The sequence below is a fragment of the Streptomyces griseofuscus genome (assembly GCF_014673495.1).
Classification (GTDB): Bacteria; Actinomycetota; Actinomycetes; order Streptomycetales; family Streptomycetaceae; genus Streptomyces; species Streptomyces murinus.
In genome coordinates, this window is sequence record NZ_CP051006.1 from 8,218,376 (window position 1) to 8,243,311 (window position 24,936).

General features: G+C 71.8%; 27 protein-coding genes and 1 pseudogene. 13 read left to right on the plus strand and 15 right to left on the minus strand.

All coding sequences use genetic code 11. The features are described from left to right. The first annotated feature begins 110 nt into the window (after positions 1 to 110). On the plus strand, positions 111 to 707 hold the full coding sequence (locus tag HEP81_RS37290; protein WP_051850222.1) for an RNA polymerase sigma factor: 597 nt from the start codon (positions 111 to 113) through the stop codon (positions 705 to 707). A 50-nt stretch (positions 708 to 757) separates the two neighbouring features. After that, positions 758 to 1,765 (plus strand): MerR family transcriptional regulator, encoded by a 1,008-nt coding sequence (locus HEP81_RS37295; RefSeq protein WP_051850221.1) that lies wholly within the window; start codon positions 758 to 760, stop codon positions 1,763 to 1,765. Positions 1,766 to 1,805: 40 nt separating this feature from the next. On the opposite strand, the gene HEP81_RS37300 is transcribed toward HEP81_RS37295, so the two are convergent. Then, positions 1,806 to 3,314, minus strand: a complete 1,509-nt coding sequence (locus HEP81_RS37300; protein WP_037656827.1) for a cryptochrome/photolyase family protein — start codon at positions 3,312 to 3,314, stop codon at positions 1,806 to 1,808. Positions 3,315 to 3,380: 66 nt separating this feature from the next. Beyond that, a complete protein-coding gene (locus HEP81_RS37305; RefSeq protein WP_037656826.1) occupies positions 3,381 to 4,754 on the minus strand; it encodes a cryptochrome/photolyase family protein in 1,374 nt (457 codons plus the stop codon). Between the two features lie 239 nt (positions 4,755 to 4,993). Here HEP81_RS37305 and HEP81_RS37310 point away from each other — a divergent pair, with 239 nt between their 5' ends. Together HEP81_RS37310 and HEP81_RS37315 are read left to right on the plus strand one after the other, a co-directional pair. Further along, complete coding sequence (locus HEP81_RS37310) at positions 4,994 to 6,244, plus strand: NAD(P)/FAD-dependent oxidoreductase (RefSeq protein ID WP_037656825.1); 1,251 nt, start codon at positions 4,994 to 4,996, stop codon at positions 6,242 to 6,244. Positions 6,245 to 6,455: 211 nt separating this feature from the next. Then, positions 6,456 to 7,904: a pyridoxal phosphate-dependent decarboxylase family protein gene (locus tag HEP81_RS37315; protein ID WP_037656875.1), complete on the plus strand. Its 1,449-nt coding sequence runs from the start codon at positions 6,456 to 6,458 to the stop codon at positions 7,902 to 7,904. Between the two features lie 24 nt (positions 7,905 to 7,928). Here HEP81_RS37315 and gvpJ read toward each other — a convergent pair whose 3' ends face one another. The 3 genes from gvpJ to HEP81_RS37330 all read right to left on the minus strand — a co-directional run bounded on the left by gvpJ (position 7,929) and on the right by HEP81_RS37330 (position 9,991). Continuing rightward, positions 7,929 to 8,300, minus strand: coding sequence for a gas vesicle protein GvpJ (gene gvpJ, locus HEP81_RS37320; protein WP_037656873.1), 372 nt, complete (start codon positions 8,298 to 8,300; stop codon positions 7,929 to 7,931). Positions 8,301 to 8,515: 215 nt separating this feature from the next. Further along, positions 8,516 to 9,253: a DUF4097 family beta strand repeat-containing protein gene (locus tag HEP81_RS37325; protein WP_243279727.1), complete on the minus strand. Its 738-nt coding sequence runs from the start codon at positions 9,251 to 9,253 to the stop codon at positions 8,516 to 8,518. Between the two features lie 132 nt (positions 9,254 to 9,385). After that, positions 9,386 to 9,991 carry a TetR/AcrR family transcriptional regulator gene (locus HEP81_RS37330; protein WP_051850220.1) on the minus strand — a complete coding sequence of 202 codons (606 nt, stop codon included), beginning with the start codon at positions 9,989 to 9,991 and terminating at the stop codon, positions 9,386 to 9,388. Between the two features lie 63 nt (positions 9,992 to 10,054). Between HEP81_RS37330 and HEP81_RS37335 the strand changes: the two genes are divergently transcribed. Both HEP81_RS37335 and HEP81_RS37340 read left to right on the plus strand, forming a co-directional pair. Then, positions 10,055 to 11,026 (plus strand): SDR family NAD(P)-dependent oxidoreductase, encoded by a 972-nt coding sequence (locus HEP81_RS37335; protein ID WP_037656821.1) that lies wholly within the window; start codon positions 10,055 to 10,057, stop codon positions 11,024 to 11,026. 452 nt (positions 11,027 to 11,478) lie between these two features. Further along, positions 11,479 to 12,246: an alpha/beta fold hydrolase gene (locus tag HEP81_RS37340; RefSeq protein WP_037656869.1), complete on the plus strand. Its 768-nt coding sequence runs from the start codon at positions 11,479 to 11,481 to the stop codon at positions 12,244 to 12,246. 55 nt (positions 12,247 to 12,301) lie between these two features. Here the strand turns inward: HEP81_RS37340 and HEP81_RS37345 are convergent, their stop codons facing one another. Further along, on the minus strand, positions 12,302 to 12,760 hold the full coding sequence (locus HEP81_RS37345) for a cupin domain-containing protein (RefSeq protein ID WP_037656818.1): 459 nt from the start codon (positions 12,758 to 12,760) through the stop codon (positions 12,302 to 12,304). Positions 12,761 to 12,875: 115 nt separating this feature from the next. Between HEP81_RS37345 and HEP81_RS37350 the strand changes: the two genes are divergently transcribed. Continuing rightward, entirely contained in the window at positions 12,876 to 13,496 is a 621-nt protein-coding gene (locus HEP81_RS37350) for a TetR/AcrR family transcriptional regulator (protein ID WP_051850218.1), read from the plus strand. Here the strand turns inward: HEP81_RS37350 and HEP81_RS37355 are convergent. Both HEP81_RS37355 and HEP81_RS37360 read right to left on the minus strand, forming a co-directional pair. After that, positions 13,453 to 14,367 carry an NmrA family NAD(P)-binding protein gene (locus tag HEP81_RS37355; RefSeq protein WP_190276070.1) on the minus strand — a complete coding sequence of 305 codons (915 nt, stop codon included), beginning with the start codon at positions 14,365 to 14,367 and terminating at the stop codon, positions 13,453 to 13,455. The genes HEP81_RS37350 and HEP81_RS37355 overlap by 44 nt on opposite strands. Then, positions 14,364 to 14,789, minus strand: a complete 426-nt coding sequence (locus HEP81_RS37360) for a nuclear transport factor 2 family protein (protein WP_037656816.1) — start codon at positions 14,787 to 14,789, stop codon at positions 14,364 to 14,366. The genes HEP81_RS37355 and HEP81_RS37360 overlap by 4 nt, the downstream gene beginning before the upstream one ends. 122 nt (positions 14,790 to 14,911) lie before the next feature. Here HEP81_RS37360 and HEP81_RS37365 point away from each other — a divergent pair, with 122 nt between their 5' ends. Further along, positions 14,912 to 15,535 carry a TetR/AcrR family transcriptional regulator gene (locus tag HEP81_RS37365; protein WP_037656814.1) on the plus strand — a complete coding sequence of 208 codons (624 nt, stop codon included), beginning with the start codon at positions 14,912 to 14,914 and terminating at the stop codon, positions 15,533 to 15,535. 117 nt (positions 15,536 to 15,652) lie between these two features. Here HEP81_RS37365 and HEP81_RS37370 read toward each other — a convergent pair whose 3' ends face one another. Then, positions 15,653 to 16,372, minus strand: a complete 720-nt coding sequence (locus HEP81_RS37370; RefSeq protein ID WP_051850217.1) for a hypothetical protein — start codon at positions 16,370 to 16,372, stop codon at positions 15,653 to 15,655. Between the two features lie 110 nt (positions 16,373 to 16,482). On the opposite strand from HEP81_RS37370, the gene HEP81_RS37375 reads away from it, so the two are divergent. Then, a complete protein-coding gene (locus tag HEP81_RS37375; RefSeq protein WP_037656812.1) occupies positions 16,483 to 17,109 on the plus strand; it encodes a TetR/AcrR family transcriptional regulator in 627 nt (208 codons plus the stop codon). Here the strand turns inward: HEP81_RS37375 and HEP81_RS37380 are convergent. Continuing rightward, positions 17,106 to 17,420 (minus strand): ATP-binding protein, encoded by a 315-nt coding sequence (locus tag HEP81_RS37380; protein ID WP_037656811.1) that lies wholly within the window; start codon positions 17,418 to 17,420, stop codon positions 17,106 to 17,108. The two genes, HEP81_RS37375 and HEP81_RS37380, sit on opposite strands and share 4 nt — an antisense overlap. Before the next feature lie 339 nt (positions 17,421 to 17,759). Here HEP81_RS37380 and HEP81_RS37385 point away from each other — a divergent pair, with 339 nt between their 5' ends. Beyond that, positions 17,760 to 18,242 carry a hypothetical protein gene (locus tag HEP81_RS37385; RefSeq protein WP_037656810.1) on the plus strand — a complete coding sequence of 161 codons (483 nt, stop codon included), beginning with the start codon at positions 17,760 to 17,762 and terminating at the stop codon, positions 18,240 to 18,242. A 45-nt stretch (positions 18,243 to 18,287) separates the two neighbouring features. Here the strand turns inward: HEP81_RS37385 and HEP81_RS37390 are convergent. Then, positions 18,288 to 18,523, minus strand: a pseudogene (locus tag HEP81_RS37390) (cytochrome P450); the annotation flags it as partial. A 299-nt stretch (positions 18,524 to 18,822) separates the two neighbouring features. Here HEP81_RS37390 and HEP81_RS37395 point away from each other — a divergent pair. Both HEP81_RS37395 and HEP81_RS42860 read left to right on the plus strand, forming a co-directional pair. After that, positions 18,823 to 18,993, plus strand: coding sequence for a hypothetical protein (locus HEP81_RS37395; RefSeq protein ID WP_164932471.1), 171 nt, complete (start codon positions 18,823 to 18,825; stop codon positions 18,991 to 18,993). Positions 18,994 to 19,043: 50 nt separating this feature from the next. Continuing rightward, positions 19,044 to 19,121: a 50S ribosomal protein bL37 gene (locus HEP81_RS42860; RefSeq protein WP_466384113.1), complete on the plus strand. Its 78-nt coding sequence runs from the start codon at positions 19,044 to 19,046 to the stop codon at positions 19,119 to 19,121. A gap of 26 nt (positions 19,122 to 19,147) precedes the next feature. On the opposite strand, the gene HEP81_RS37400 is transcribed toward HEP81_RS42860, so the two are convergent. The 4 genes from HEP81_RS37400 to HEP81_RS37415 all read right to left on the minus strand — a co-directional run bounded on the left by HEP81_RS37400 (position 19,148) and on the right by HEP81_RS37415 (position 24,455). Beyond that, on the minus strand, positions 19,148 to 20,686 hold the full coding sequence (locus HEP81_RS37400; RefSeq protein ID WP_037656808.1) for an MFS transporter: 1,539 nt from the start codon (positions 20,684 to 20,686) through the stop codon (positions 19,148 to 19,150). A 214-nt stretch (positions 20,687 to 20,900) separates the two neighbouring features. Then, positions 20,901 to 22,898, minus strand: a complete 1,998-nt coding sequence (locus tag HEP81_RS37405) for an ATP-binding cassette domain-containing protein (protein ID WP_037656806.1) — start codon at positions 22,896 to 22,898, stop codon at positions 20,901 to 20,903. Between the two features lie 133 nt (positions 22,899 to 23,031). Beyond that, entirely contained in the window at positions 23,032 to 23,424 is a 393-nt protein-coding gene (locus HEP81_RS37410) for a VOC family protein (protein WP_037656804.1), read from the minus strand. 191 nt (positions 23,425 to 23,615) lie between these two features. After that, positions 23,616 to 24,455 carry an SDR family oxidoreductase gene (locus HEP81_RS37415; RefSeq protein ID WP_037656803.1) on the minus strand — a complete coding sequence of 280 codons (840 nt, stop codon included), beginning with the start codon at positions 24,453 to 24,455 and terminating at the stop codon, positions 23,616 to 23,618. Between the two features lie 92 nt (positions 24,456 to 24,547). Here HEP81_RS37415 and HEP81_RS37420 point away from each other — a divergent pair, with 92 nt between their 5' ends. Then, a complete protein-coding gene (locus tag HEP81_RS37420; protein ID WP_037656801.1) occupies positions 24,548 to 24,931 on the plus strand; it encodes a winged helix-turn-helix transcriptional regulator in 384 nt (127 codons plus the stop codon). Positions 24,932 to 24,936 lie beyond the last annotated feature (5 nt).

A 24,936-nucleotide genomic window follows, 5' to 3' on the forward strand; every position in this document is an offset into this window, starting at 1 on the left:
CGCCCGCGTCCGCACCGATCCGATGCAGATCCGATGCGAGTTGCCGTGACGCGGGCGCCGGACGGAGCGTGGCCCTGAGGCAGGATCCACCCGCACAAGGAGCTGGCCCCATGACCGCACCCGCTGTCACCGAAATCCCGCTCGCGCCCACGGCGGACCCGGAGCAGGACCTGGTCTCGCGCTTCCTGGCCGGGGACGAGGACGGCATGGAGGCGGTCTACCGCCGCTGGGCCCCCCTCGTCCTGTCGCTTGCGCGGCAGTCGCTGGGGGACGGCGCGGAGGCCGAGGACGTCACCCAGACGGTGTTCCTCGCCGCCTGGCGCGGCCGCCACGGATACCGTCCGGCCCGTGGGCCGCTGGCCGCCTGGCTCGTGGGCATCGCCCGGCGCAAGATCGCCGACGCGCTGACGGCCCGTACCCGGCGCTCGGACACCGCCGTCGCGGCGGCGCGCGAGTCGGCCCGCCCGCAGGACCGGTCGTCCGCACAGGACGCCGTCCTGATCCGCGTGGACGTCACCCGGGAGCTGCGCCGGCTGCCCGAGGTCCAGCGGCGGGTCCTGTGCCTGGCCTTCTACGGCGACCTGACACAGACGCAGATCGCCCATGTGACGGGATGGCCGCTGGGTACGGTCAAGAGTCACGCCCGGCGTGGGCTGCTGCGCCTGGCGGGGAACCTGGACGTCGAGGCCGGGGAGCGAGCCCGCTGACCGGCCGGTTCGTCGCGCCGCCTCCAGGAAGAAGGGAACCCCTGACCGCCGTGAACTCCTCCGTACCACCACCCGCGGCCGCGCCCGCCGTACCGGGCGACGCCGGCCTGACCACGGGCGTGCTGGCCCGCCGCCTCGGCGTGTCGCCCATGACCCTGCGTTCGTGGGACCGCCGCTACGGCATCGGACCGACCGCACGCACCGGGGGCGGCCACCGCCGCTGGACGGCGGCCGACGTGGCGACGGTCGAGGAGATGTGCCGTCTGACGGCGACCGGCGTCCCGCCCGCCGACGCGGCCCGCACCGTCCTCGGGACCGCCGCCCGCCCGCTCCTCGCGGCAGCGGACGCCGCTGCTCCGGCGCCCGCACCGCCCACCGGGCGATCCCGGGCCGCCGGCGCTCTGCCCCTCGGCGATGTGCGCCAGGAGTGCCGCGGCCTGGCGCGTGCCGCCGTACGGCTGGACGCTCCCGCGCTCGAGAAGCAGCTCACCGCCGCCGTCGAGCGCCACGGCGTGGTCGCGGCCTGGCATGAGGTGATGGTCCCCACCCTGCATGCCGTGGGACGCCGCTGGGCCTCTTCGGGCGACCGGTACGTGGAGGTGGAGCACCTGCTCTCCTGGCATGTCTCCACGGTGCTGCGCCGCTGCGCGCCGTCCGCCGCCGACCCGGTCTCCCCGGCGACCGGCTGCGTCCTGCTGGCCTGTGTACCCGGCGAGCAGCACACCCTGCCCCTGGAGGCGCTGCACGCGGCCCTCGGCCGTGCGGGGCTGCCGGCACGCATGCTGGGGGCGGCGGTGCCTGCCGAGGCGCTGGACGCGGCCGTGCGCCGACTGGGCCCCGTGGCGGTCGTGCTGTGGGCCCAGGAGAGCGCACGGGCGGCCCCCGCGCTGGCCCGGGACATCGCCGCGACGCGGTGGGGCATGAAGGGCACCCGGCGCGGCCCCGCGGTGCTGCTGGGCGGCCCCGGCTGGAGCCCGTCCCAGCCGGCCGGCGTCCTCAGACCGGCCGGACTGGCACAGGCGGTGGAGGCGCTGCGCACGCTGTGCACCGCAGGGTGAGCAGACGCTCACGTCCCCGGCGCTCACGTCTCCGCCGCCCTCAGGGCACCTCACCGGCCCGCCGCCGCTCCTGCCGCAGCACCTCGTCCAGGTCACCGAGCCGGTCCAGGCCCTGCACCGCACGCCGCACACGGGCGTTACCGGACAGCAGCCGCCGGTGCCGGTGCAGGAAGGCCCAGTACCCGGCGGCGTAGGGACAGGCGCGCGGGCCGGTGCGTTCGGTGGGCCGGTAGGCGCACCCGTCACACAGGTCGCTCATCCGGTGGATGTAGGCGCCGCCCGACGTGTACGGCTTGGTGGTCATCCTGCCGCCGTCCGCGTACTGGGACATGCCCACCACGTTCGGCACCATCACCCAGTCGTAGCCGTCGACGAAGCAGCGGTGGAACCAGTCGGTCACCGCGCCCGGGTCCCAGCCGCGCTGGAGCGCGTGACTGCCCAGCACCATCAGTCGGGGGATGTGGTGTGTCCACCCGGTGTCGCGCACCTGGGAGAGCACGGTGGCCAGACAGTGCGCGGTGACCGCGTCCGCGTCCAACTCGGCGAAATAGTCGGGCAGTTCCGCCGTATGTCCGAGCGCGTTCCGGCGCCGGTAGTCCTCGCCGAAGTGCCAGTACAGCTGCCAGACGTACTCCCGCCAGCCCGCGACCTGCCGCACGAAGCCCTCCGCGCTGTTCACCGGTACGGCGCCCTCCCGCCAGGCTCGCTCGGCCCGCTCCACGCACTCCGCCGGGTGCAGCAGCCCCAGGTTCAGCGAGGACGACAACAGGCTGTGGCTCATCACAGGATCAGCAGTCAGCATCGCGTCCTCGTACGGCCCGAAGGACGTCAACCGGTGTGCCACGAAACGCCGCAGGGCCGACAGCGCCTCCCGCCGGGTGGCGGGGAAGCGGCGGGGGCCGTCCCGGCCGACGAAGCGCACGTCGCTGTCGCGCTCCCACCGGTCGAGGTCCTCGCGCACCTCCGCGTCGATGCCGTCCTCACGCGGACGGTACGGAGCCGGTACCTCGAGTTCCCGGGCGCCGCCCGGCGGGGGCTCGCGGTTGTCGTGGTCGTGGTTGAAGCGGCCGCCCGCCGGGTGGTCGCCGTCCATCAGCAGGTCGTGCCCCTGGCGCACCCAGCGGTAGAAGTCCTCCTGGCGCAGCCGCCGTTCCCCGCGCTCCTCGGCCCAGCCGGCGAACTCCGCGTGTGCCACCAGGAAGCCCCGTGCGGGCAGCACCCGCACCCGCGGCAGCGACCGCACCAGCCGGAGCGCAGCGTACGAGGTCGGATGGCACACCGTGACCGGGGCGTCCCCCACCGCTAGGCGCAGGCCCTCGCGGTAGGTCTCGGCCCGTACGTACGTCACCCGCTCGCCCAGTTCCGCCGCGCGGTGCCGCATCGCGGAGAGCACCAGGTGCGCCTTGGCCCGGTGGAAGCGGCGCCGCCGGAAGACCGACCTGGCCTCGATGATCACCACGGGGGCCCCGCGACCAGGTCCGTCCGCGCCGTCCGGAGTGAGGAAGTGCGGGCCGAGCTGGTCGCCGAAGAGCCAGTGCGGGGCGGTCATCGAGCTGCCTTTCGCTTGGTGCGGTTGCGGTGCCGGCCGGGACCGGCGGGCGGCCTTGCGGCGGCCTCAGGAACGCCCTCGGGCCCGCTTGAAGCGCTCCAGGCCCTCAGCCAGGGAGACGACCGGTTCCGGATAGCCGGTCCGTGAGCGTTCCGGCTCCGGAAGCTTCCACGGCTCGTGCACGGCGGCTCCCTCGACATTCGCGAGTTCCGGCACCCACCGCCGCACATAGGCTCCGTCCGGGTCGTGGCGCTTGCCCTGGGCGAGGGGGTTGAGCACCCGGTTCGGCCGGGTGTCGGTGCCCGTGCCGGCCATCCACTGCCAGTTCAGCTGGTTGTTCGCCACGTCGCCGTCGACCAGCAGGTCCAGGAAGTGCCGGGCGCCCAGCCGCCAGTCGAGGTACAGCGTCTTGGTGAGGAAGCTCGCCGTCAGCAGGCGCCCCCGGTTGTGCATCCAGCCCTCCTGGCGCAGCTGCCGCATCGCCGCGTCCACCAGCGGATAGCCGGTGCGGCCCTGCCGCCACGCCGCGGCCTCCGCCGCCGCGTCCTTCCCGTCCCGCCACCGGTCGCGGTGCGTGCGGTAGTCGTGCGCGGCGGCGTCGGGGCGCGCGGCGAGCACCTGTCGATGGAAGTCGCGCCAGGCGATCTGCCGCACGTACGCCTCCGCGTCCGCGCCGCCGGTCGCGCGGGCCCGGCAGACCACCTCCACCGGTGACAGCGTGCCGAAATGCAGATGGGGGGAGAGCCGGGAGGTGGCGTCGCCCGCCAGGTCGTCGTGCCGTGACGCGTACGTGTGCACACCGGAGCGCAGCCACGCGGTGAACCGGCGCCGGCCCTCCGTCTCACCACCCGCGCACAGCTGCGGCGACACGCCGCTGACCTCGCCACGTTCCGGCAGCGGGGCGGACCCCACCTCCGCCGGCACGGTGATCGCGCGCGGTGCGTCCAGCACGCCCCGCAGGGACTGTTCGGACCAGCGCCGGAAGTACGGCGTGAACACCGCGAAGTGGTCGGAGGAGGCCGGCGTCACCGCGCCCGGGGCCACGGCGGTGCCCACCGTGTCGTGCACGTACAGGCGCCGCCCGTCGGCCTCCAGGGCCCGTCGCAACCGCCGCTCGCGCACGCACGCGAAGGCACTCGTGTCGCCCGCCATGTGGATCTCGTCGGCATCCGCCTCGGCGGCCACCCGGCACACCTCCGTGACCGTGTCGCCCTCGCGCAGCACCAGCCGGCCGCCCCGCTCGCGCAGTCCGGCGTCCAGGTCCCGCAGGCAGTCGGCGAGAAACGCGAGCCGGTTCGGCACGGCGAACCCCGCTCGGTCCACGGCCGGATCCCGGACGAAGAGCGGGACCACTTGGCCTCCGCCGTGCACGGCCGCGCGCAGCGGCGGGTGGTCCGACAGGCGCAGGTCGCAGGTGAACAGGACGATCGAGGTCTGCATGGGCTCGCTTCCACTTCCGCTGAGGTGAGTCTCGAACGGATTCGCCCCGGCGGCCGGTCACGGATGCGGCGAGCCGCCGGTGTTCGCCCGTTCTGGTGCAGACGCATCCGCGGCGGGCGCCGACGGGGAAGTGTGGAGGGGCAGTGGGCGCTGGTGGACGTGGCCGCTGTCAGGAGCGAGGGCGGTGCCGGTGCCCGGACGCGTGCCGGCGGTCGGCTCTTGAGGAGCGAGGAGAGGTGATGGCCGTGGTGGACGCAGCCGTGGCAGCGGACGTCGTCGTGGTGGGCGCCGGGGTCGCCGGGCTGGCCTGTGCCCGCGACCTGGCCGCCGCCGGGCTCGGCGTCAGCGTGCTGGAGGCGGACGACGCGGTGGGCGGCCGGATGCGGACGGACCGTGTGGACGGCTTCACGGTGGACCGCGGTTTCCAGGTCGTCAACCCCGCCTATCCGCAGCTGCGCCGCCGTCTGCCCGCGCGGTTCGTCGACCCGCGCCCCTTCCTGCCGGGCGTCCTGGTGCACACCGGTGACCGGCGGGTGCTGCTGGCCGACCCGCGCCGCTGCCCCGACGCGGTGGCCTCGCTGCTTTCCGGGCGGTTCGCCCGGCCGCGCGACCTGGCGGCACTGGCCGCGCTCGGCGCCCGCGACGCGCTCGCCCCGGCCCGGACGATCAAGCACGCACCCGAGTACACCACCCGCACCGCGCTGGCCGACGCGGGCTTCTCCGAACCGTTCGTGGAGGACTTCTTCCGGCCCTTCCTCGCCGGGGTCTTCCTGGAGGACACACTGGAGACGTCCAGCCGGGTGTTCCACCTCGTGTGGCGCAGCATGCTGCGCGGCGCCCTGTGCCTGCCGGCCTTCGGCGTGCAGTCCGTGCCCCGCGCCCTGGCCGCGGCCCTGCCGGAGGGCACCGTACGGCTCGGCGCACCCGTGTCCGGGCTCGCGGACGGTGCCGTACTCATGTCGGACGGCACGGAACTGCCGGCGCGCGCCGTCGTGGTGGCGACCGGCGCCGGTGCCGCCGCCCGCATGCTGCCCGGCCTCGACGTGCCCGCCCGGCGCACGGTCACCACGTACTACCACGTCGCCCCGCTCTCCCCCCTGCGGCAGCCCGTCCTGCTGGTCGACACCCGCCGCCGCGTGCTGAACACCTGCGTCCTCAGCGAGGTCGCGCCCGAATACGCGCCGCGCGGCAGTGCCCTCGTCGCCACCTCCGTGCTGGGCGACGACACCGAGCCCGGACGCTCGGCCGTGGCCGCGGCCCTGTCCGAGATGTACGGCACCGACACCACCGGCTGGGACCTGCTGGTCGCGCGCACCATCGAGGACGCGCTGCCCGCCATGCCGCCGCCCTGGCCGCTGACCCGAACGTGCCGTACCGGCAACGGGCGTTACGTCTGCGGGGATCACCGGGGAACGGGTTCCGTCCAGGGCGCCCTCGCCTCCGGCGCGCGGGCGGCCCGGGAGGTGCTGGAGGACCTCGGCGGAAAGTGAGCGCGACGCGGCTCCGCCGGACATGACCGTGCCGATCACCTTGTGCGGACGGGGAATTGGCGATACCCCTGACGCTGCGCCGCGCTTCCCACGCCCTTGCGCGCACGGAAACGGCCCTCGCGCCCGAGACAGACAGGAACTGACCGTGCCCCGTGAGTCCGCCGCCGAGCCCACCGAGCCGACCGTCTCCGCTGTACGCCCCGCCTCCGCGCTGCCCCCGGGCAGGCCGGCCGAGCAACTGCTGGCCGAACTGCGGGACTTGCGCGCGGCGGACGCGCCGACCCGGGGCGGCCGGACGTTCGCGTACGTCTACGACGCGGGGCTGCCCGACCTGGACGAGCTGACCGAGGCCGCGTACGGCGTGTTCGCCACGGTCAACGGCCTGGACCCGACGGTCTTCCCGAGCGTGGCCCGGCTGGAGAACGACGTGGTGGGCGCGGTCTCCGCGATCCTGGGAGTGCCCGGCGCACAGGGCAGCTTCACCAGCGGCGGCACCGAGTCGATCCTGCTCGCCGTCAAGGCCGCCCGGGGCCATGCCCGTTCCGCGCGCGGAGTGACCCGGCCGCAGCTGGTGCTGCCGTCGACGGCCCACGCGGCCTTCCACAAGGCGGCCCACTACCTGGGTCTTGAGCCGGTGGTGGTCCCGGTCGACCCGCTGACCTTCCGCGCCGACGCCCCGGCCGTCGCGAACGCGATCACCGAACGGACCGCCCTGGTGGTCGCGTCGGCACCGTCGTACGCGCACGGGGTGCTCGACCCCGTGGCCGAGATCGCCGCGGCCGCCGAGGCACGGGGCGTGCTGTGCCATGTCGACGCGTGCATAGGCGGGTGGTTCCTGCCGTTCCTCGCCCGCGTGGGCCTCCCGATCGAACCGTTCGGGCTCTCGGTCCCCGGCGTCACCTCGATCTCGGTGGACCTCCACAAGTACGGCTACGCCCACAAGGGCGCCTCGGTCGTCCTGTACCGGGACGCCGAACTGCGCCGCCACCAGTACTTCGCGTACGCGGGCTGGCCCGGCTATCCGGTGGTCAACCCCACCGTGCAGGGCACCAAGTCCGGTGGGCTGCTGGCACAGGCATGGGCGGTGCTGCACCACCTCGGCCACGACGGATACACCGCCCTGGCCCGCCGCGTGGCGCTGGCCGCCGACCAACTGCTCCCCGGTCTGCGGTCATTGGACGGCATCCGGGTGCTCGGCGACCCCGCGGGCAGCCTGATCGCGTTCACCGTGCACAGCTCGGCCGGCACACCCGATCTGGGGCTGGTGCTGCACCTGGCGGACGAGATGCGGGAGCGCGGCTGGTACCTCCAGCCGCAGCTCTCCTGCGACGGCCTCCCGCCGAACCTGCACCTGACACTGACCCCGGCGACCAGCGACCGGGTCGAACCACTGCTCGCGGACCTGGCCGAGGCACTGACGGCGGCGCGCGCGTGCGAGCCGGTCATCGTGGACCCGGCGCTTGTCGAACTGGGCGCCACGCTCGACCCCGACACCCTCACCCCCGAGGACGTGGCGGGTTTCCTGGCCTTCGCCGGGCTGGACGGCGCAGGGGGCCTGCCGACCCGGACGGCACCGGTACTGGCCCTGCTGGACGCGCTGCCGCCCCGGCTGAAGGAGCGGATGCTGACGGAGTTCGTGGGTTCGCTCTTCCGCATCTGATCCGCGGTACGGCGCCCCCACGCGTCATCCGCGCCGGGACCGGCCCTCGCCCCGCGCCTGGTGGAAGGCGTCCGACATCGCCTCCGCGGCACCGGACAGGACACCCTTGGCCATACCGCGCCCGCCGGATCCCTTGAGCTGCCCGGGGAGTTCGGTGAGACCGGCCGGCTTTCGCGGCCCCGATTCCAGGTCCAGGCGGTTGCACGCCTCGGCGAAGCGCAGATATGTGTCGACGCTGGCGACCACGACCCGAATGTCGATCTTGAGGATCTCGATACCGACGAGGGAGACCCGCACGAAAGCGTCGATCACCAGCCCACGGTCGAGAATCAGCTCCAGCACGTCGTAGAGGCCACTGGAACCGCCACCGCCACCGCCCTGCGTCGCCACGGTCATCACGACCAACCCCTTGTCCCTCAGTCCCGATCGATCCCGTCGACACCGCGCCCGGCAGCGACGGGGGCTGCCCGATCCGTGTGACCCGACCCCGGGCGGTCAAACGCGTGTACGAGTCGATCGGTACGGCGATGACGTCTGAAGCGGCGGAATCCAGCCGTTGTCCCGGACGGTGTCCTGCGTGGGCGCGAGCGGGCGGATGACGGCCGCGCGGGTCACCCCCGGTGGACCTCGGTGTCGCCGTTGACGGTGCGCAGAGCAAGCCGACGCGGGTGGCCGGCGGAGCCGGCGGCGGGAACGTCCACGGTGGAGCGGCCGTTGACGGTGCTCGCGTCGGTCGCGTACGGCGGCGCGCCCGCCGGAAGGGTCACGCGCACGGAGCCGTTCCTGGTCACACCGTCGAGCGCGTCGGGCGAGGTCGTGCACAGCAGGTCGACGTCACCGTTGACCGTCTCGGCTCCCACCTCGCGCGCCGCCAGGCCGGTGGCCCGGACGGAACCGTTACGGGTCACCAGGTGCTGGTGGGCCCCCTTGGTGCCCGAATCCTGCACGGTGACATCGCCGTTGACCGTGCTGAGGCGCAACTCGCCCCGCACATCGCTCACATCGATCCCGGCGTCGTGGGCCCGCACGGTGAGCGTGACACCGATGGGCACCTGGATCAGCGGCATCCCGCCGCAGTTGTCCCTGGCCCGGTCGTCGCCCTGGTCGCAGGGCAGGTCAAGGGTGTGCGTGCTGCCGTCCCCGTCCCAGCGGGCGAGCGTCGCGCCGTCCACCGACACGCTGCCGTCGTCCGTGCCGACGACCCGCACGCCGCCCTGCGTGGTGATGACGAGTCGGCTGCCGTCCGCGAGAGCGGCCTTGTGGAAGGTCCCTCCGCGTTCGCCCGGCACGGCACCCGGCACCGTCCGATCACCGCCGTGGCCGCAGGCCGCCAACGCGAGGAGCGACACCAGCGCACACCCGGCCCGGGCCGGGCGACCACGAGGACGGGACGTGCGCCCGGAGTTCGAACGGCTCGGCCTGCTCCACGAAGACGTCATGGGATGCGGGTGCCCGGGAGGAGCCGTTTTCGTGCACACCGATCACGGGGTCCGGCACGTGGTCCGGGAACCCTTCCCGCGCACCAGGAGTTCGACGGCGACCTTCATCCGGTCGCGGTAGAACTCCCGCGACGCGGCCTGATGCTTGAGGCCGATCGACGCGCTGATCATCGTCTGCGCGACCGAGGGGGCCGCGTCCCGCCCCGACTCCACGGCGATGGCGGCCGTGATCAGTTCCTCGAACCGTCGCGGCGCGGATTCCACGATCTCGCCGAGGAGTTCGGGGTTGTCCTCGATCACCGCCGTGACGTCCTGCGCCAGCGGTCCGACATAGCGGCCCGCCCAGTGGTCGAACGCTTCGAGCAGACGCTCTCGAAGCGGCCGGGCGGAGTCGGCCAGCACCTGTTCGACCGCTGCGATGTCCCGCTCCAGGGCCTGGGTCACCGCGGCACGGAACAGGGTCTCCTTCGAGGAGAAGAGAAAGTAGAGCCCGGGCCGGGAGATGCGCGCCGCCCGCGCCACTTCCTCCATCGAGGTCTTCCGGTAGCCGAATCGCGCGAACGTGGCCATCGCGGAATCCAGAACCAGGGCCCGGCGGTCGGTATCGGCGGCTGTCGACGGCGGGTGGCCGGCATCGGGACTGCTCATGGGACGAGCATATGAGCGAGAGGCGGACTATACAAGTCACGTCTAGTTTGTATAGTCACCGCCATGGCCGCTCACCCACTCATCTCCACGCCCTTCACCGCATCCACCACCGCGGAGGAGGTGCTGCGCGACGTCGACCTCGCCGGTGTCCGTGCGATCGTGACGGGAGCTTCTTCCGGGCTGGGGGTCGAGACGGCTCGGGCGTTGACCGCCGCCGGGGCGGAAGTGACACTCGCCGTCCGGAACACGACCGCGGGGGCGGCCGTCGCCGAGACGATCGCGAGGTCGACCGGGGGGATCCCGCCCCGGGTCGTCCGGCTCGACCTTGCCGACCGGAGCTCCGTCCCCCGATTCGTGGACGCGTGGCGCGGCCCGCTGCACCTCCTGATCAACAACGCCGGCCTGGTCACCGGCGGCCTCGAACGCACGCAGGAGGGCTGGGAGTTGCAGTTCGCGACCAACCACCTCGGTCATTTCGCCCTGGCCGCCGGCCTCCATGACGCCCTGGCCCTTGGGGCGGCCGACCGGGACGGAGCGCGGATCGTCTCGGTCAGCTCTACGGCGCACATGCGCTCCGGCATCGACTTCGACGACCTCCACTTCGAGCGCCGCGACTACGATCCGCAGATCGCCTACGCTCAGTCCAAGACGGCGAACTCGCTCTTCGCCGTCGAGGCGACCCGCCGCTGGGCGCCCGACGGCATCGTCGCCAACACGGTGAACCCCGGCGGCGTCGCGACAGGACTCCAGCGGAACTTCACACCGGAACAGCGTGAGTCGCTCGACGCGGCCGAGGCCGCCGGGGTCTTCACCTACAAGACGGTCGAGCAGGGGGCCGCCACCACCGTCGTCGCGGCCGTCGCCCCCGAGTTCGCCCACACCGGAGGCCACTACCTCGACGACGCGCAAGAGGCCTACACCGTGCCGGACGACGCCGACCTCGCCCAGCACCCGCACGGAGTCAAGCAATGGGCACTCGACCCCGCCACCGCCGAACGCCTCTGGGCCGTCTCGACCGACCTGCTCCGCGCCTGACACCGCGCTGCCGAAGCCGACCTTCACGGCAGGCGACCGCCACAGAGCCAGGAGGGGCCAGTGCCGTGGGGCCCCGAGCCGAGGTTCCGACGCGCCCCCACCGCTCGGCCGGCTGGGCGACTGGCCGTACTCCTCGATTCAGGTGCGATCGACCGCGAGATCGAGGCGTTGACGCGTCTCGTCCATGCGACCGAGGCGGAGTGCCCCGCCTACGCCTGGGAGAAATCCTTCCACCGCCACCGGTGTCGGCCGGGCTCACTCACCTGCTCGGACACGGAGGGGGGAAGTGTGCCCTCATGCAGGGATGCACCCTCTCGTCATGAGAGTTCACTTGCACGAGTGATGCGACCAACCTATATTCGTGAGAGTTGGTTCTCACGAAGGGCGCATCAATGACCTCCCCTGTTCCCACCAGCAACACCCGCACCGTCGACCTCCCCGGAGGTCTCTCTGTGACCATCGAAGAGCGCGGAAGCAGTGCCGAGGGCAGGGGTTTCCTGTTGCTGCACGGTGGTGCGGGCCCCCGGACGATGACCGGGCTGGCCGAGGCGCTGACCGAGCACGCGTACACCGTCGTTCCGACGCACCCGGGTTTCCAGGGGACGCCTCGTCCGGAGTGGGTCGACTCGCCGGCCGATCTGGCCGTCGCCTATCTGGACCTGCTCGACATCCTCGGGCTGAACGAGGTCATGGTGATCGGCAGTTCGATCGGCGGCTGGGTCGCCTCCGAGATGGCCCTGCGTGACACCAAGGGCCGCATAGGCAGTCTCACCCTGCTCAACGCGGTGGGCATCCACGCGGTGCAGAAGAAGAACGCGGTCATCGACGCCCGCACCCTGGCGCCGGCCGAGCTCGCTCAACTGTCGTTCGCCAACCCGGCCTTCCGCCCCGACTTCTCCTCCTTCACCGACGAGCAGCGGGCGCAGGGGGCCGCCAACCAGCGGACCCTGGCGGTCTACGGGGGCGAGGAGTTCTCGTACGACCCGAAGCTGCGCGGGCGCCTGCACCGCGTCGAGGTGCCGGTGCTGGTCGTCTGGGGCGAGCAGGACGGCATCGCCTCCACGGCCTATGGTCGCGGCTACGCCAAGTCCTTCCCCAACGGCCACTTCACGCCCATCTCCGACGCCGGGCACTTCCCGCACATCGAGCAGCTGGGGCGCACGCTCGGTGCCATCGGCGACTTCGCCAACAGTGTGGTGAACGCGCCGTCCGCGGCCTGAGGCCGACCTCGTTCGTGCGGGGATGCCCGGTCGGCGTCCCCGCGCGAACGACGGCTCAGTCGTACTCCGTGGCCGGTGTGGTCGCGTAACGGGCCATGACCCGTACCGTGGCCGGACCCGTCAGCTCCCCGTCCCGCGTCGTCGCGTCGCGCAGGTCCCGGAAGTACTGCACATACAGGTCGGGCGTGAAGGTGTTGACCATCACCAGTGGTTCGTCGCCCGGGTTGGCGAAGGTGTGCGGTACGCCCGGCGGGACCATCACCAGCGTTCCGGGGGGCGCCTCGTGCTCCTCGTGGCCCACGGTGAAGCGGGCCGTGCCGGAGACCACGTAGAAGCCCTCGTCGTGTTCGGCGTGGCGGTGCTGGGGCGGGCCGGCGCTGTGCGGGGCGAGGGTGATCTCCCCGATTCCGAGACGGTGCGCGGTCGTGCCGCCGTCCTCCAGGATGCGTACTCTCGCCGGTCCCAACTCGATCACCTCGCCGCCGTCAGGGGGGATGATCGCGACGCTGTTCATGGCCAGTCTCCTTCGTGAGAGTTACCTCGCATGAAAGTAGGCTGGTCGCATCGTATGATGCAAGCCTTGATCGCAGGAAAAGACGCCTCCCCGCCGCGGACCGAAAGGTGGATCCATGTCCCCGCAGACCTCGCCGGCTTCCGGTATGACCGGCCGCGCGAACCAGAAGCTGCGTACCCGGCGGGCGATCGTGCAGGCCGCGGCCGAACTGAGCCGCACCGGGCGCGAAGTGACGATGGCCGAGATCGCCGCGGCGGCCCTCGTGTCCGAGGCCACGGCCTACCGTTACTTCCCCGATCTGGTCAGCCTCCTCCAGGAGGCCATCGCCGGCCAGCTCCCCGGTCCGGGCGAGGCGCTCGCCGGTGTCGAGCACTCCACCGATCCGGTGGAACGCGTCGCCGCCGCGACCGAGTTCCTGCTGCGGCACGTACTGGCCCGGCAGGGCGTGGTCCGCGCCATGATCGCCGGGACCATCGCCCGCCCCGAACGGTCCGCCCGTCCCGGTCTGCGCTTCGGGCTGATCGACCACGCGCTGGCCCCGCAGGCCGAGGCGATCGATCCCGCCGCGCTGGAGCAACTGAAACGCGGCCTCACCGTGGTGGTCAGCGCCGAGGCGCTCTTCAACCTCACCGACCTGTACGGCCTGGACCCGGAGGACGCCGTCGCCAGTGTCGTGGCGACCGCGTCGTCTCTTACTCGCGCCGCCCTGGATCCGGTGACGAAGCCGTCTCGCTGACACCCTGTCGGGACGCCGCCCCGATGGCGCCGAGACGCGTCTCCCGCTCAAGGAGGGCCCGGAAGGTGCGCGGAGGCCGGCCCGTGAGGCGCTGGACCGTGTCGGTGGTGCGGTCCTCCGCGCCTTCGGCGATGGCGCGGTCCATGCCGGCCAGTATCGCGGCGAACTCCATCGGCAGGTGCGCCGCGAGCCGGTCGCGCATCTGCTCGTAGGGCAGGCGGCGGTGGGTCACCGGCCGCCCGGTGACCTCGGTGAGGGTGGTGGCGATGTCGTCATAGCTCAGTGCCTCGGGTCCGGTGAGGACGAGATCGGTGTCGGGGGCGTGCTCGTCGGTCAGGGCGCGGACCGCTACGGCCGCGATGTCCTCGGCGTCGATGAAGCCGACCCGGCCGGCTCCCGTGGCGGTCCAGATGGTGCCTTCGTCGCGGATGCTCTGGCTGTGCGCGTGCGCGCCGGTGAAGTTCTGCATGAACCATGAGGGCCGTAGAACCGCCCATTGGTCGAACAGGCCGGGCAGCGCCCGGTGCACCGATCCCACCGCCGGGCCGCCTTCGGGGATCGCCGAGGAGCTCAGCAGGACCGCGCGGCGCACACCCGCGGCGCGGGCCTGCCGGAGGAACGGCAGCATGATCGCCGCGGGGTCGGACTCTCCCAGCGGCGGGATGAGGTAGACGCGGTCGACTCCGTCGAGGGCGGCCGCGTGGGTGCCGGGGCCGTACCAGTCGAAGGCGACCGGCTCGGCGCCCGCGACCGGGGTGGCCCCACGGGTGGCGGCCTTGACGCGATGGCCCGCGGCCGTCAGCTGGGCGGCGGTCCGGCTGCCGGTGGTGCCGGTGGCGCCGATGACCAAGGTGGTGCCGGCGGTGGTCATCGGTTGCTCCCGGTGAAGTCGGTGCCGGACTGCTGGACGGCAAGGGGGTTCCAATAGTCGCGGTAGGAGGTGAACCGCCCGTCCCGAACGGTCACGACGGCGATGTACGTCATGTCGAACGGGGCGTCGGTCTCCACCATGCGGCCGACGCCACGCATCTCGACCACGATCGTCTCCGGCTCGATGGTCTGATGGATCCGCAGGTCGGGGAAGTCGTGCAGATCGATGTGGTCGGGATAGGGGCGCATATAGGCGGCGATGCCCTCCCTGCCGTCCAGGCGCCGGGGCCAGCCGTCGGGGGCGAAGGGGAACTCCATGAGGCCGTCCTCGGCCCACAACGCCACCCAGGCGGGAATGTCCTTGTCGAGCAGTAGTCGCAGGCTGTGGCGGTACAGCTCCGCCGGGGAAGTCGGTGCGGGCATGGGTGTCCTCCAGCTCGTAGAATCCGGACTGTGGGTCCGTTTTGACGATACGGACCACCGGTCCGCTTTGCAAACGAGGGAGCGGCGTGGATGCGGAGGAGTGGCATGGACGAAGGAGTGGCATGACGGGGAGTGGCACGACGGAGCGCAGGTCCCGCAAGGACGCCGCCCGTAACCGGGAGGCGGTGCTGGCGGCCGCTGACGACCTCTTCACTCGCTGCGGCAGTCCCGAGGACGTCACGATGGCCGATGTCGCGGCGGCGGCCGGCGTCGGCAAGGGCACGATCTTCCGGGCGTTCGGCGATCGCGCCGGGCTGCTTCGCGCGCTGTACGAGGTACGGCTCGAACCGATCAGGGAGGCGATCGAGGCAGGCCCGCCGCCGCTGGGGCCCACGGCCGCACCGCGGGATCGCGTACCCGCGCTGCTTGACGCCGTCCTGTGTTTCAAACTCGACAACCGGCGGCTCGCGCTGGCTCTGGAGGAGGGCGGGAGCGGCAGCCCGTACCGGGCGGAGCACTACGGGCGGTGGCACGGCCTGCTCCAAGCCGTACTGGAGCAGATCCCCGGCCTGCCCGACAGTGACTTCACCGCGCACGCCCTGCTCGCCGCGACGCGAGCCGACCTTGTGGAGCACCTGGCCGGAGAGGAGCGCGTACCGCGGGAGAAGATGCGGGCGCAACTGGCGGACTTCACCGCCCGATTGCTGGCCTGCGGCCCGCCACGTGGAGTGGCCGCAGAGGAGTGATGGAGGGGCGGGCGGGTCGGTGCGAGTCGAAGCGCGGTGGAAAGCTGCCCGCTCGTTTCAAGACCTTCTCGATCGGGCCGCGGAACACCGCGAGTCGATGACTTGGGGTCCGTTATGTCACTCGGCGGCGTCGGCGTGGTCCGGGGCTGATCGCCGGACGCGTTCCGAGGACTGGTCCGCGTTCGCGCCGCCGTCGCGCCGCCGGGTGCGGACCGCCCAGGCCGCTCCGCCGAGGGCGAAGCCGTAGACGGAGACCAGGCCGTGGCCGTTGTCCTGGATGAGCCACATCGCAAGGCCCAGTGCCGGGACGCCGATGGCCAGGGCGAGTTCCTTGGGGAGGCGGGTGCGGGTGAGGAAGGCCAGGGCGAGGGTGGCGCCCAGGAAATAGGTGGCGCCGGAGCTGCCAGCGAAGTTCCGGGGGTCGGTGCTGGGGCCGTCGCCGAAGCCGAGCAGGGTGTCGATCCGGCCGGGCAGCAGGATACCGGCGAGGAAGAAGCCGAGGGTCAGCGCACCGCCCCAGTACCACTGGGCGAGCGCGGCGACGACGGCCAGGGTGACGAGGTTCCACGCGGCGCCGAGAAGGCCGCCGTTCTGCATGAAAACCGACGTGAACTCGCGCCACCAGCCGGACTTGGCGGGGTCCGCGTCCAGCGCGTCCATGGCGCCGGACCAGACCAGCTGGAGCAGGACGCCGCCGACGGCGATCGCGGTCAGGGCGGCCGCCGCCCAGGGGATCGGCCGCCCGCGCAGGGTGTCCCGGCCGACCACCCCGAGACCGCAGTTGACCATCATGACCATCAGCGCGGCCGTGGTCACGTTGAAGACGATCGCCCCCATGTCTGCCACTTCCCCCCGTACTTCGACGTTTCAAACGCCGTTCGAAATCCTGACGACGCAAAACTAACACGGTTTTCGAACGGTGTTGGAAAGCGCTGTACGGTGCACCCATGAAGCTCACCAAGGAGCGCATCGTCGACGCGGGCATGGCCGTCTTCGCCGAGGTCGGGTACCAGAACCTGTCCATGCGCCAGGTCGCCGACCGCCTGGACGCCCACGCCGGCAGCCTCTACTACCACGTACGCGGCAAAGAGGAACTGCTCGCTCTGATGGCCGACCGGGTCTGCCGCCGCGCCTATGACGCGGGCACCGCAGCCCTGGCCGCCCTTCCGTCCGCCGCCGTCTGGCAGGACCGCGTCGAAGCCCAGGCCACCGCCCTGCGCGCGCAGATCAAGGAGCACCCCGGGGGCGCCCAACTCCTCGCCGAGAGCCCCGGCATGCTCAGCACCGGCGCGTTCTCCCTGATGGAACGCCTGCTGCGCACCCTGCTCGACGGCGGACTGCCCGCCGCCCACTGCGGGATCGCCGCCGACACCCTGCTCAGCCATGTCACCGGTTTCGTACTCCAGGAACAGAACCAGCCGACCGCCCCAGCGGCCGTCACCGCCGAGCGCTACGCCGACCTGTGCGAGCGATTCCCCCTGCTCATGGGCGACTTGATTCCTCGGCTGAGTGACGACGAGAAGTTCAGCCGAAGCATCCGCCTGCTCTGCACGGGCTTCGCCGCGCTCGGCTAGGACGCCTGTCCGGTTTCCGGGGCGGCAGGCGGGGTGCCGGCCGTGGCCGGGGGCAGTGCCTGTGCGGCCCAGATGGCCTTGCCGCGTCGGGGGTACGGCCCGGGGTGCCGCACGTACGAGGCCGCGCTGTTGCAGTCGGTGACCTCGCAGATCGGCGAGCGGTCCCGGACCAGCCGTACCTGAATGGTGCCCGGCGCGTACCGGATGGCGTTGGTGACCAGCTCACTGACGATCATCTCCGTCGTGAACACGAGGTCGCACAGCCCCCAGCCGGCGAGCTGCCGCTCAGTCAGGGTGCGGGCGGTGGCCACCGATCGCCGGATCGCTGGGGAAGGCCCAGGAGGCGACCTGGTCGTCGTGCAGGACACGGGTCCGGTCGGACGAGCAGCGACGACAGCGGCCGGCCCACCATCTCCTGGGACCGGTGGCCGAGGAGCCGCTCCGCCTCCGGGCTCCACTCCGTTCCGGAGGAGGCCGGCGTCGCCCGTTCGGCAGCTACGTTCAGCGTGGCAGACGAACGGGCCGCTCGCTCGGTCGAGGATCGCGCACGGGGCCGCCCCTGTGACCACATCAGGCCGACTATGCGTGACAGCTCCCGCGCGCACCGCAACCACCCATAGAGTCGCTCCAGTTGACGGGAAGGAAACGAGATGTCCCTTGACCTGACCGAGCTGACGCGTTTCGGCCGTGCGCTGGAGGAGGCGCATTCGCTGCTGGAGGCGGACCGGAAACGCCTGGAGCAGCGGTGCGATCGGGCATCGCGCGCGGATGGCACGGCCGGCGGTCCCACGCAGACGCTCTACGGCGTCACGCTCATGTCCGGGGCCATGTCCCAGGCGCTCACCCGGGTCGCCCTGGCCGCCGGGTACTCCGCCCTCGGCATGGACGAGCGGGCCGAGCACGAGCTCGTGACGGCGCGGATGTACCCGGTGGGCTTCCCGTCCGGTGCGGATCGCATGGCCCGTCCGCTCGGCGAGGCGACCGTGCAGGCCATGGAGTTGATCCGCGACCTCGGCTTCTTCGACGCGGAGATCTCCATCGCGGTCGATGTGGCCCTCGCCGCCCCGCAGGCGACGTATCCACCGGCCGACTGGGACGAGTACGAGCGGCAGCGGCGCTCCCAGGCCGAATGACCGGCCGCGGGCAGGCCGCCGGTCGGCTGCGGCTTGCGGTGCCGGTCAGGTGGCCGGCACGGGCGTGAACCGCACCGGCAGGCGCCGTGGTCCGCGGGCGAAGACGCCCTCCTCGACCGGTTCGAAGCCGCCCGCGAGGCGTATGTCGGGCATGACGTCCGGCAGTTGGCCGACAGGAGTCGGCCGACCCCGGTCTCGATCTCCGCCTCGGCCGACAGCGCACCCACGCGGAAGTGCCGGCCGAGCGCGAAGGCGACGTGATCGGCGGCGGAGAAGGCGGTCGCGATGACCGGCAGCATGTACGCGGCGAGCTCGGCCCGGGTCCGCTCGCCCGCAGCGGCCACCTCGGGGCCGCCCGGGAGGTCGGTCAAGGTGGTCGCGCGCCGAGTGGTGGCTCCGAGTGGCCGGAGGAGCGGTCGGGGCCCTCTTCCGTTTGCGGCGGCATGCCCGGCGGGGTTCAGTGATTACGGACCCTCGGAACAGCGCCCTCGTGGATCGCTGGCTCGCGCCGCCCAGGAGCGGCCATGTGATCACGTCCGGGCGTGGCACGACCCCGGGGTACTCATCCGAGGAGGATCCCATGTCGCACCATCACCACAAGTCCAATGAGCAGGTCGAAGGAAACCCGGACACCGGTCACGGCCGCGGTATGCCGCGCCGGCCCGACGAGGCGGAACTCGCCGAGCGCACCCGTGAGGACCGGCGGGACGTGAAGGAGGAGCAGGCGGAGATGGAGCGCGAGGAGGACTGACGGTCACCTCATACACGCTCGCCCCGATACTCACCCTCCAGGAGGTTCGTATGTCCTCGAAGCGACGCCGGAAGAAGAAGGCGCGCCGCAACCACGCCGCCAATCACGGCAAGCGGCCCCAGTCCTGAGCGACGGAGGCGCGTGCGCACCGGCCCTAGACCGCGCGCGGACCGCCCTCCGCCAGCAGGTACAGGTCCTGTGAGGTGCTGATCAGTTCCTGTTCCTCCTGCCGGGAGCCGACCATCGGCCGTGATCCGTTCAGTGGCATCTGGGCGGTCTCAGGGAGGAACCGCACCGTGATCAGCCCGATGGCGCCGGCGAGCATCAGGTAGTACGCGGGAGCCAGATTGTCGCCGGTGAGATTGACCAGCGCCTCGGTGACCAGCGGTGTCGTACCGCCGAACGCGGCCACCGCGACATTGAACCCGATGCCCATGGCGGCATAGCGCACCGCCGTCGGGAACAGGGCGGGCAGGGTGGCCGCGCTGGGCGCCGCGAAGCATGCCAGCAAGGTGGCGAGGATCAGCATCCCGAGCAGCGGCAGCCAGGTCCCCCCGCTCATGAGCAGCAGGAACGACGGGACCGCGAGGACGATCATGGCGGCCGCGCTCACCGCGTAGACCGGGCGCCGGCCGACGTGGTCGCTGAGCCGGCCGATGAACGTGATCAGCAGCACGATCCACAGCATGCCGATGAGGACCAGCAGGTCGGCGAAGGTGGACGAGTGGTGCAGGTCCTCGGTCAGATAGGTCGGCATGAACCCGGTCACCATGTAGTTGGTGACGTTGTACAGCAGCACGATGCCCATGCACAGCAGCAGCTCACGCCAGTGCCTGCCGATGATGTCCTTGAACTCGCCGCCCACCGAGGCCTGGGCGAGGCTCTTCTCGTGCTCGTCCAGCTGCTGCTGGAACGCCGGGGACTCCTCCAGCCTGAGCCGGATGTAGAGGCCGATCGCACCGAGCGGACCGGCGATCAGGAACGGCACACGCCATCCCCAGGAGAGCATCGCGGCGTCGCTCAGGGTCAGGTTCAGCACGGTGACCAGGGCGGAACCGAGCGCGTAGCCGACGAAGGTGCCGAAGTCGAGCCAGCTGGACAGGAAGCCCCGGCGGCGGTCCGGCGCGTACTCGGAGACGAAGGTGGAGGCCCCGCCGTACTCGCCCCCGGTCGAGAAGCCCTGCACCATCCGGGCGATCAGCAGCAGCACCGGAGCCGCGACGCCGATGGTCGTGAAGCCGGGGATCAGACCGATGGAGAAGGTCCCGGCCGCCATCATGATCATGGTGGTGGCCAGCACCTTCTGCCGTCCGACCCGGTCCCCGAGCGGCCCGAACACGAGCCCGCCGAGCGGTCGTACCACGAAGGCGGCGGCGAACGTCGCGAACGAGGAGATCAGCTGGGCGGTCGGTGACGCCGACGGGAAGAACACCTTGCCGATGATCGCGGCCAGATAGCTGTAGATGCCGAAGTCGAACCACTCCATGCAGTTGCCCAGCGCGGAGGCGCCGACCGCGCGCCGGAGCAGAGGGCCCTCGACGATCTGGATGTCGTCCTCGCGGAAGGCCCGTTTGTTACGGCGCAGCCGCCGGGTCAGCTCTTCCCGTACCTGTCGGGGCAGCTCCACGACGGACTTCGGCAGCCTGGTGTCTCCGGGCCGGCCGGTGGACCCGTCGGACCTCGCATCACTCACGCGGCAGTCAGCCCTTCGCCGTCGGCAGGATCACCCACCGTATCCTGTGCCCGCCGCACGCGGTGCGCGCGCTGGGGCGTCCGTCCGGGCGTACGGTCCCCTCGGGCGTACGAACGGACGGACCTTGTACGACTCGGACGGGTCAGACGGGTCAGACGGGTCAGACGGGTCAGACGGGTCAGACGGGTCAGACGGGTCGGACGGGTCGGACAGGTCATGCGGGGTCCGCGACGGGGGGTGCGGTGGGCTTCGGGATGCCGGGTGTGGGTGCGGGTGCGTACTGGGCGGCCTGGGCGTCGAACATGGCGGCGTACCGGCCCTGTGCGGCGATGAGTTCGTCGTGCGTGCCCTGTTCGACGAGGCGCCCCGCGTTGAGGACGTAGATCCGGTCGGCGTGCCGGACCCCGGACATGCGATGGGTGACCAGGACGACGGCCCGGTTCGGGGCGGCGAGTCGGCGGATGCGGTCGAAGGCTTCGATCTCGGCTTCGGGGTCGAGCGCGGAGGTGGGCTCGTCGACGATGAGGACACCGTCCGCCCGCGAGGTCGAGCTGCGCCAGCGCGTACGGGCCAGGCCCACCTTCTGCCACTCGCCGCCGGACAGTTCGATGGCGCCGCGGAACATCCGGGCCAGCAGGCTGCGCAGGCCGTGGGGGAGCTTGGCGATGACGGGGCCCGCGCCGGCGTAGTCGACCGACGGTCCAAGGCCCTCCGGTGTGACGGGGTGGGCCGGCCTGCCGAGCCGGATGTTCATCGCCGCGGTCACCGGCCAGCGCTGGAAGTCCTGGGTGAGCAGCGAGACGCGTTCGAAGACCTGTGAGCGGTCGAGCCCGGTGATGTCCGCCGGGCCCCAGCGCAGGGTGCCGCTCTGGGGCAGCAGCAGCCCTGAGAGGATCTTCATCAGCGTGCTCTTGCCGGAGCCGTTCTCGCCCACCACGGCGGTGACCGAGCCCATCGGCAGGGTCAGCGACACCTGGTCCAGGGCGGCCGTGCCACGGTCGGGGTAGCGGTAGCTGACCCGGTCCAGGACGACCTCCTCGACCTGCTCGGGCACCGGCTCGCCGCCCGAGGGGATGACGCGCCGCGCGGCCTGGGTCAGGAACCGGCCGTGGTCGCGGACGTAGAGCGATTCCTCGTGCAGCTGGTTGACGTTCATGACCAGCGCGCCCAGACTCGCCGATCCGGTGCGCACCGCGATCACGGCGGTGCCGGCGATGGCGAGGCTCATATGACCGGCCGTGATCAGCCAGAACATGGTCCCGTAGGTGGCGGCCACGGCCAGGCCCGACAGCGCGGAGGCGACCCATTCGGTCAGGGCCTTGCTGGAGGCGAGGCGTTCCTGCTCCGCCTCGGCGCTCTCGGCCATGCGCTGGTAGCGGCTGAGGAGGAAGGCGCCGACGGCGTGGAGGCGCACTTCCTGGGCGGCGGTGCGGTCGGTGAGCAGATTGCCGATGAGGCGGCCGGCTCGTACGTGCTCGATCCAGCTCATCACCGATACGTATCGCTCCTGGGCCACGCGCATGGCGCCCCACCCGCGCGGGGCGGCGATGAGGATCAGCATGGGCAGCAGAACCGGGTGCAGCACGGTGAGGACGCCGGCGGTGGTGACCAGGGAGATGAGTCCGTTCAGCGCGGCGACGCAGGCACCGATCATGCGGCGGGCGGCGCTGGGGCCGTGCTCGGCGACATCGACGAGCCGCCGGAAGTCGGGGTCGTCGATGGCCTCCAGCTCGACGCCGACGGCGGCGGCCAGGTACTGGGTGATGGCGATCCGCTCGACCTTCGGCTCCAGGCGGCCCGCGCGGGAGGTGGACCAGGCGGAGAGGGCGGAGTTGACGACGGCGACGGCGGCCGCGGCGAGCAGGCCGGGTAACAGCGCGTGCAGGCGCTGGGCGGCGGTGCCGCTTCCGGCGAGCAGGGCGTGCATGACGGCGTTGACGGCGAGCAGACTCACGGCGGCGGCGACGCCCTGGCCGATCTCGCTGACCGCCACGGCGAGCAGCGCGCGCCGGTCGGCCTGCCACGCCATGCGCAGCGTGGCGCCGACGAGCGCGGGCATCGAGCGCAGCGCGGACATCATGGTCAGGTCCAGCCCCGCGTGCTCGTGCTGGGACCAGCCCAGGTCATAGCGCAACGGCCCGCCGAACAGCTCCGACTCGGCGTCGGAGACCAGTGGCTCCGCCATCTTCACCGGTCCGAAGAACCTCTTCACAGGGCGCCTCCCGAGATGACCCAGTTCCGTGCCCGGTATGACGGGCGTGGGTGAGCATGCGGAAGATAGCGCCGTTGGGTGGTGGTGCGTCGGGATTTTTCCCGGGGTGTACTCGGAGCGGTGCTTCGAGGGTTCAGCCCTGCTTGGGCGCTGTGATGGGCACCAGGCGCAGGGTGAAGGAGTGACCGGCCGGGTCGGTGTAGCCGCGTTCCTCGTACGGCCCGGCCGGGTCCCTCGTCTCGATCGGGCGACCGCCGAGTCCTACCAGTCGGCGCTCGGCCGCGTCCAAGTCCTCGACCAGGAAGACCAGATGGGACTGGAGGGAGTTCTCCGGGCGGGGCCAGCTGGGGGATACGGCGTTCATATCACGGCGGAAGGCCAGCCGTATGCCGTCGGCGCCGCGGACCTCCACGAGGTTGGCCGAGGCGCCCGTCTGCTCGCCTTCCAGGAACTCCTTGTAGAACACGGCCAGTTTCTCGGGCTCGGCGCAGTCGAGGACCACGACGCCCGCCTTCACCAATGTCATGCTTCCTCCCAAGGGATGACCTCTTCTGCGGATATCCCCTGGCGCCGGTTTCAGTCGGCGGACGGTGCTGTGAGCCCCGGCACCGGCCGTGAGGGGAGGTCGCCGGTCCGGGCTCCGTCAGCTCGCTTCAGCCGAGTTGTGCCTCAGCTCGTACCTCGGCGCGTACCTCGGCTCCTGGCTCGGCTTATGGCTCAGCGAAATGCGGTGATGTTACGGGCGACCCAGTCGCCGAAGGGTCTCGGGGCGCGGCCCAGGACTCGTTCCACATCCGAACTGATCCGCAGTTCGGCGGAGTTCGGGGCGCCGATGATGTCCAGGGTGTCGTCGGCGAGCTCCGGCGGCACGAACCGGGTCATCGCGGCCTTGGCCTCCGCGCGGGTGAGTTCATGGAAGCGCACCGGCGAGCCGAGCGCGCTGGCGATGGCTTCGGTCTGCTGACGTGGCGTGATCACTTCGGGCCCGGTCAGCTCGAAGATCCCGCCGGTGTGTTGGTCCTCCAGCAGGCAGGCGGCCGCGACCTCGGCGATGTCCGCGGGGTCGATGACCGGCACCCCGATGTCGCCGAAGGGCGCGGCGACCACCCCTTGCGTACGAACGGACTCGGCCCAGGCGAAGGCGTTGGAGGCGAAGCCGCCCGGTCGCAGGACGGCCCAGTCGGGGCCGGACTTCCGCAACGCGTCCTCCAGCGCCCGCATCGCGATCCGCGTCGGGCCGAGCGGCCGGGTCGCCACGCCCTGCGAGGACAGCAGGACGACCCGGCGGACCCCGCTCGCCGCGGCCAGGTCGATGATGTCGGCCGGCCTGGCATCGGGGGAGTGCAGGTCGCCGGACAGCAGCAGGAACAGCGCCTTCGCCCCGTCCAGCACGGCGGCGAGGCCCTGCGGCCGGGCCAGGTCGGCCTGCACGTGCCGGACCCCGCTCGGCACCGCCGCCGCGTGCCGCGACACCGCCGTCACCTGCTCGCCCGCCTCGGCCAGGGCCTGCGTCAAAGTCCGGCCCACGTTTCCGGTGGCCCCGGTCACCACGATCATGCTCAGCTCCTCGTTCGTTGTGCGCTACGGGAGCTGACGCTAAGAGCCGGGCTTACTTTCCGTAAGGACATACCCAGAGGTAAGCTCCGGACATGGTGGAAGGCGCGCAGCTCAAGCAGGCCGAGGCGAGCAAGCGGTATGAGGTGTTTCACACCGACTGCCCTGCGCGCGACATGGTCGACCACGTCACCAGCAGGTGGGGTATCTGGGTGCTGATCTCCTTGCGGAGCAACGACCTTCGGTTCTTCGAACTGCGTGACAGCATCCAGGGCATCAGCGAGAAGATGCTCGCCCAGACCTTGCGGGCGCTCGTTGAGGACGGGCTGGTCCGGCGGGAGGTCGCGCCCACGACGCCGCCCCAAGTCACCTACGGACTCACCGAGTTCGGCCAGGACATCGGCGAGCCCCTGACAGACCTGTTCGACCGGATCACGAAGCGGCTGCCGGCGGATCAGCGCCCGCCGCGCAATGGCTGATCGCG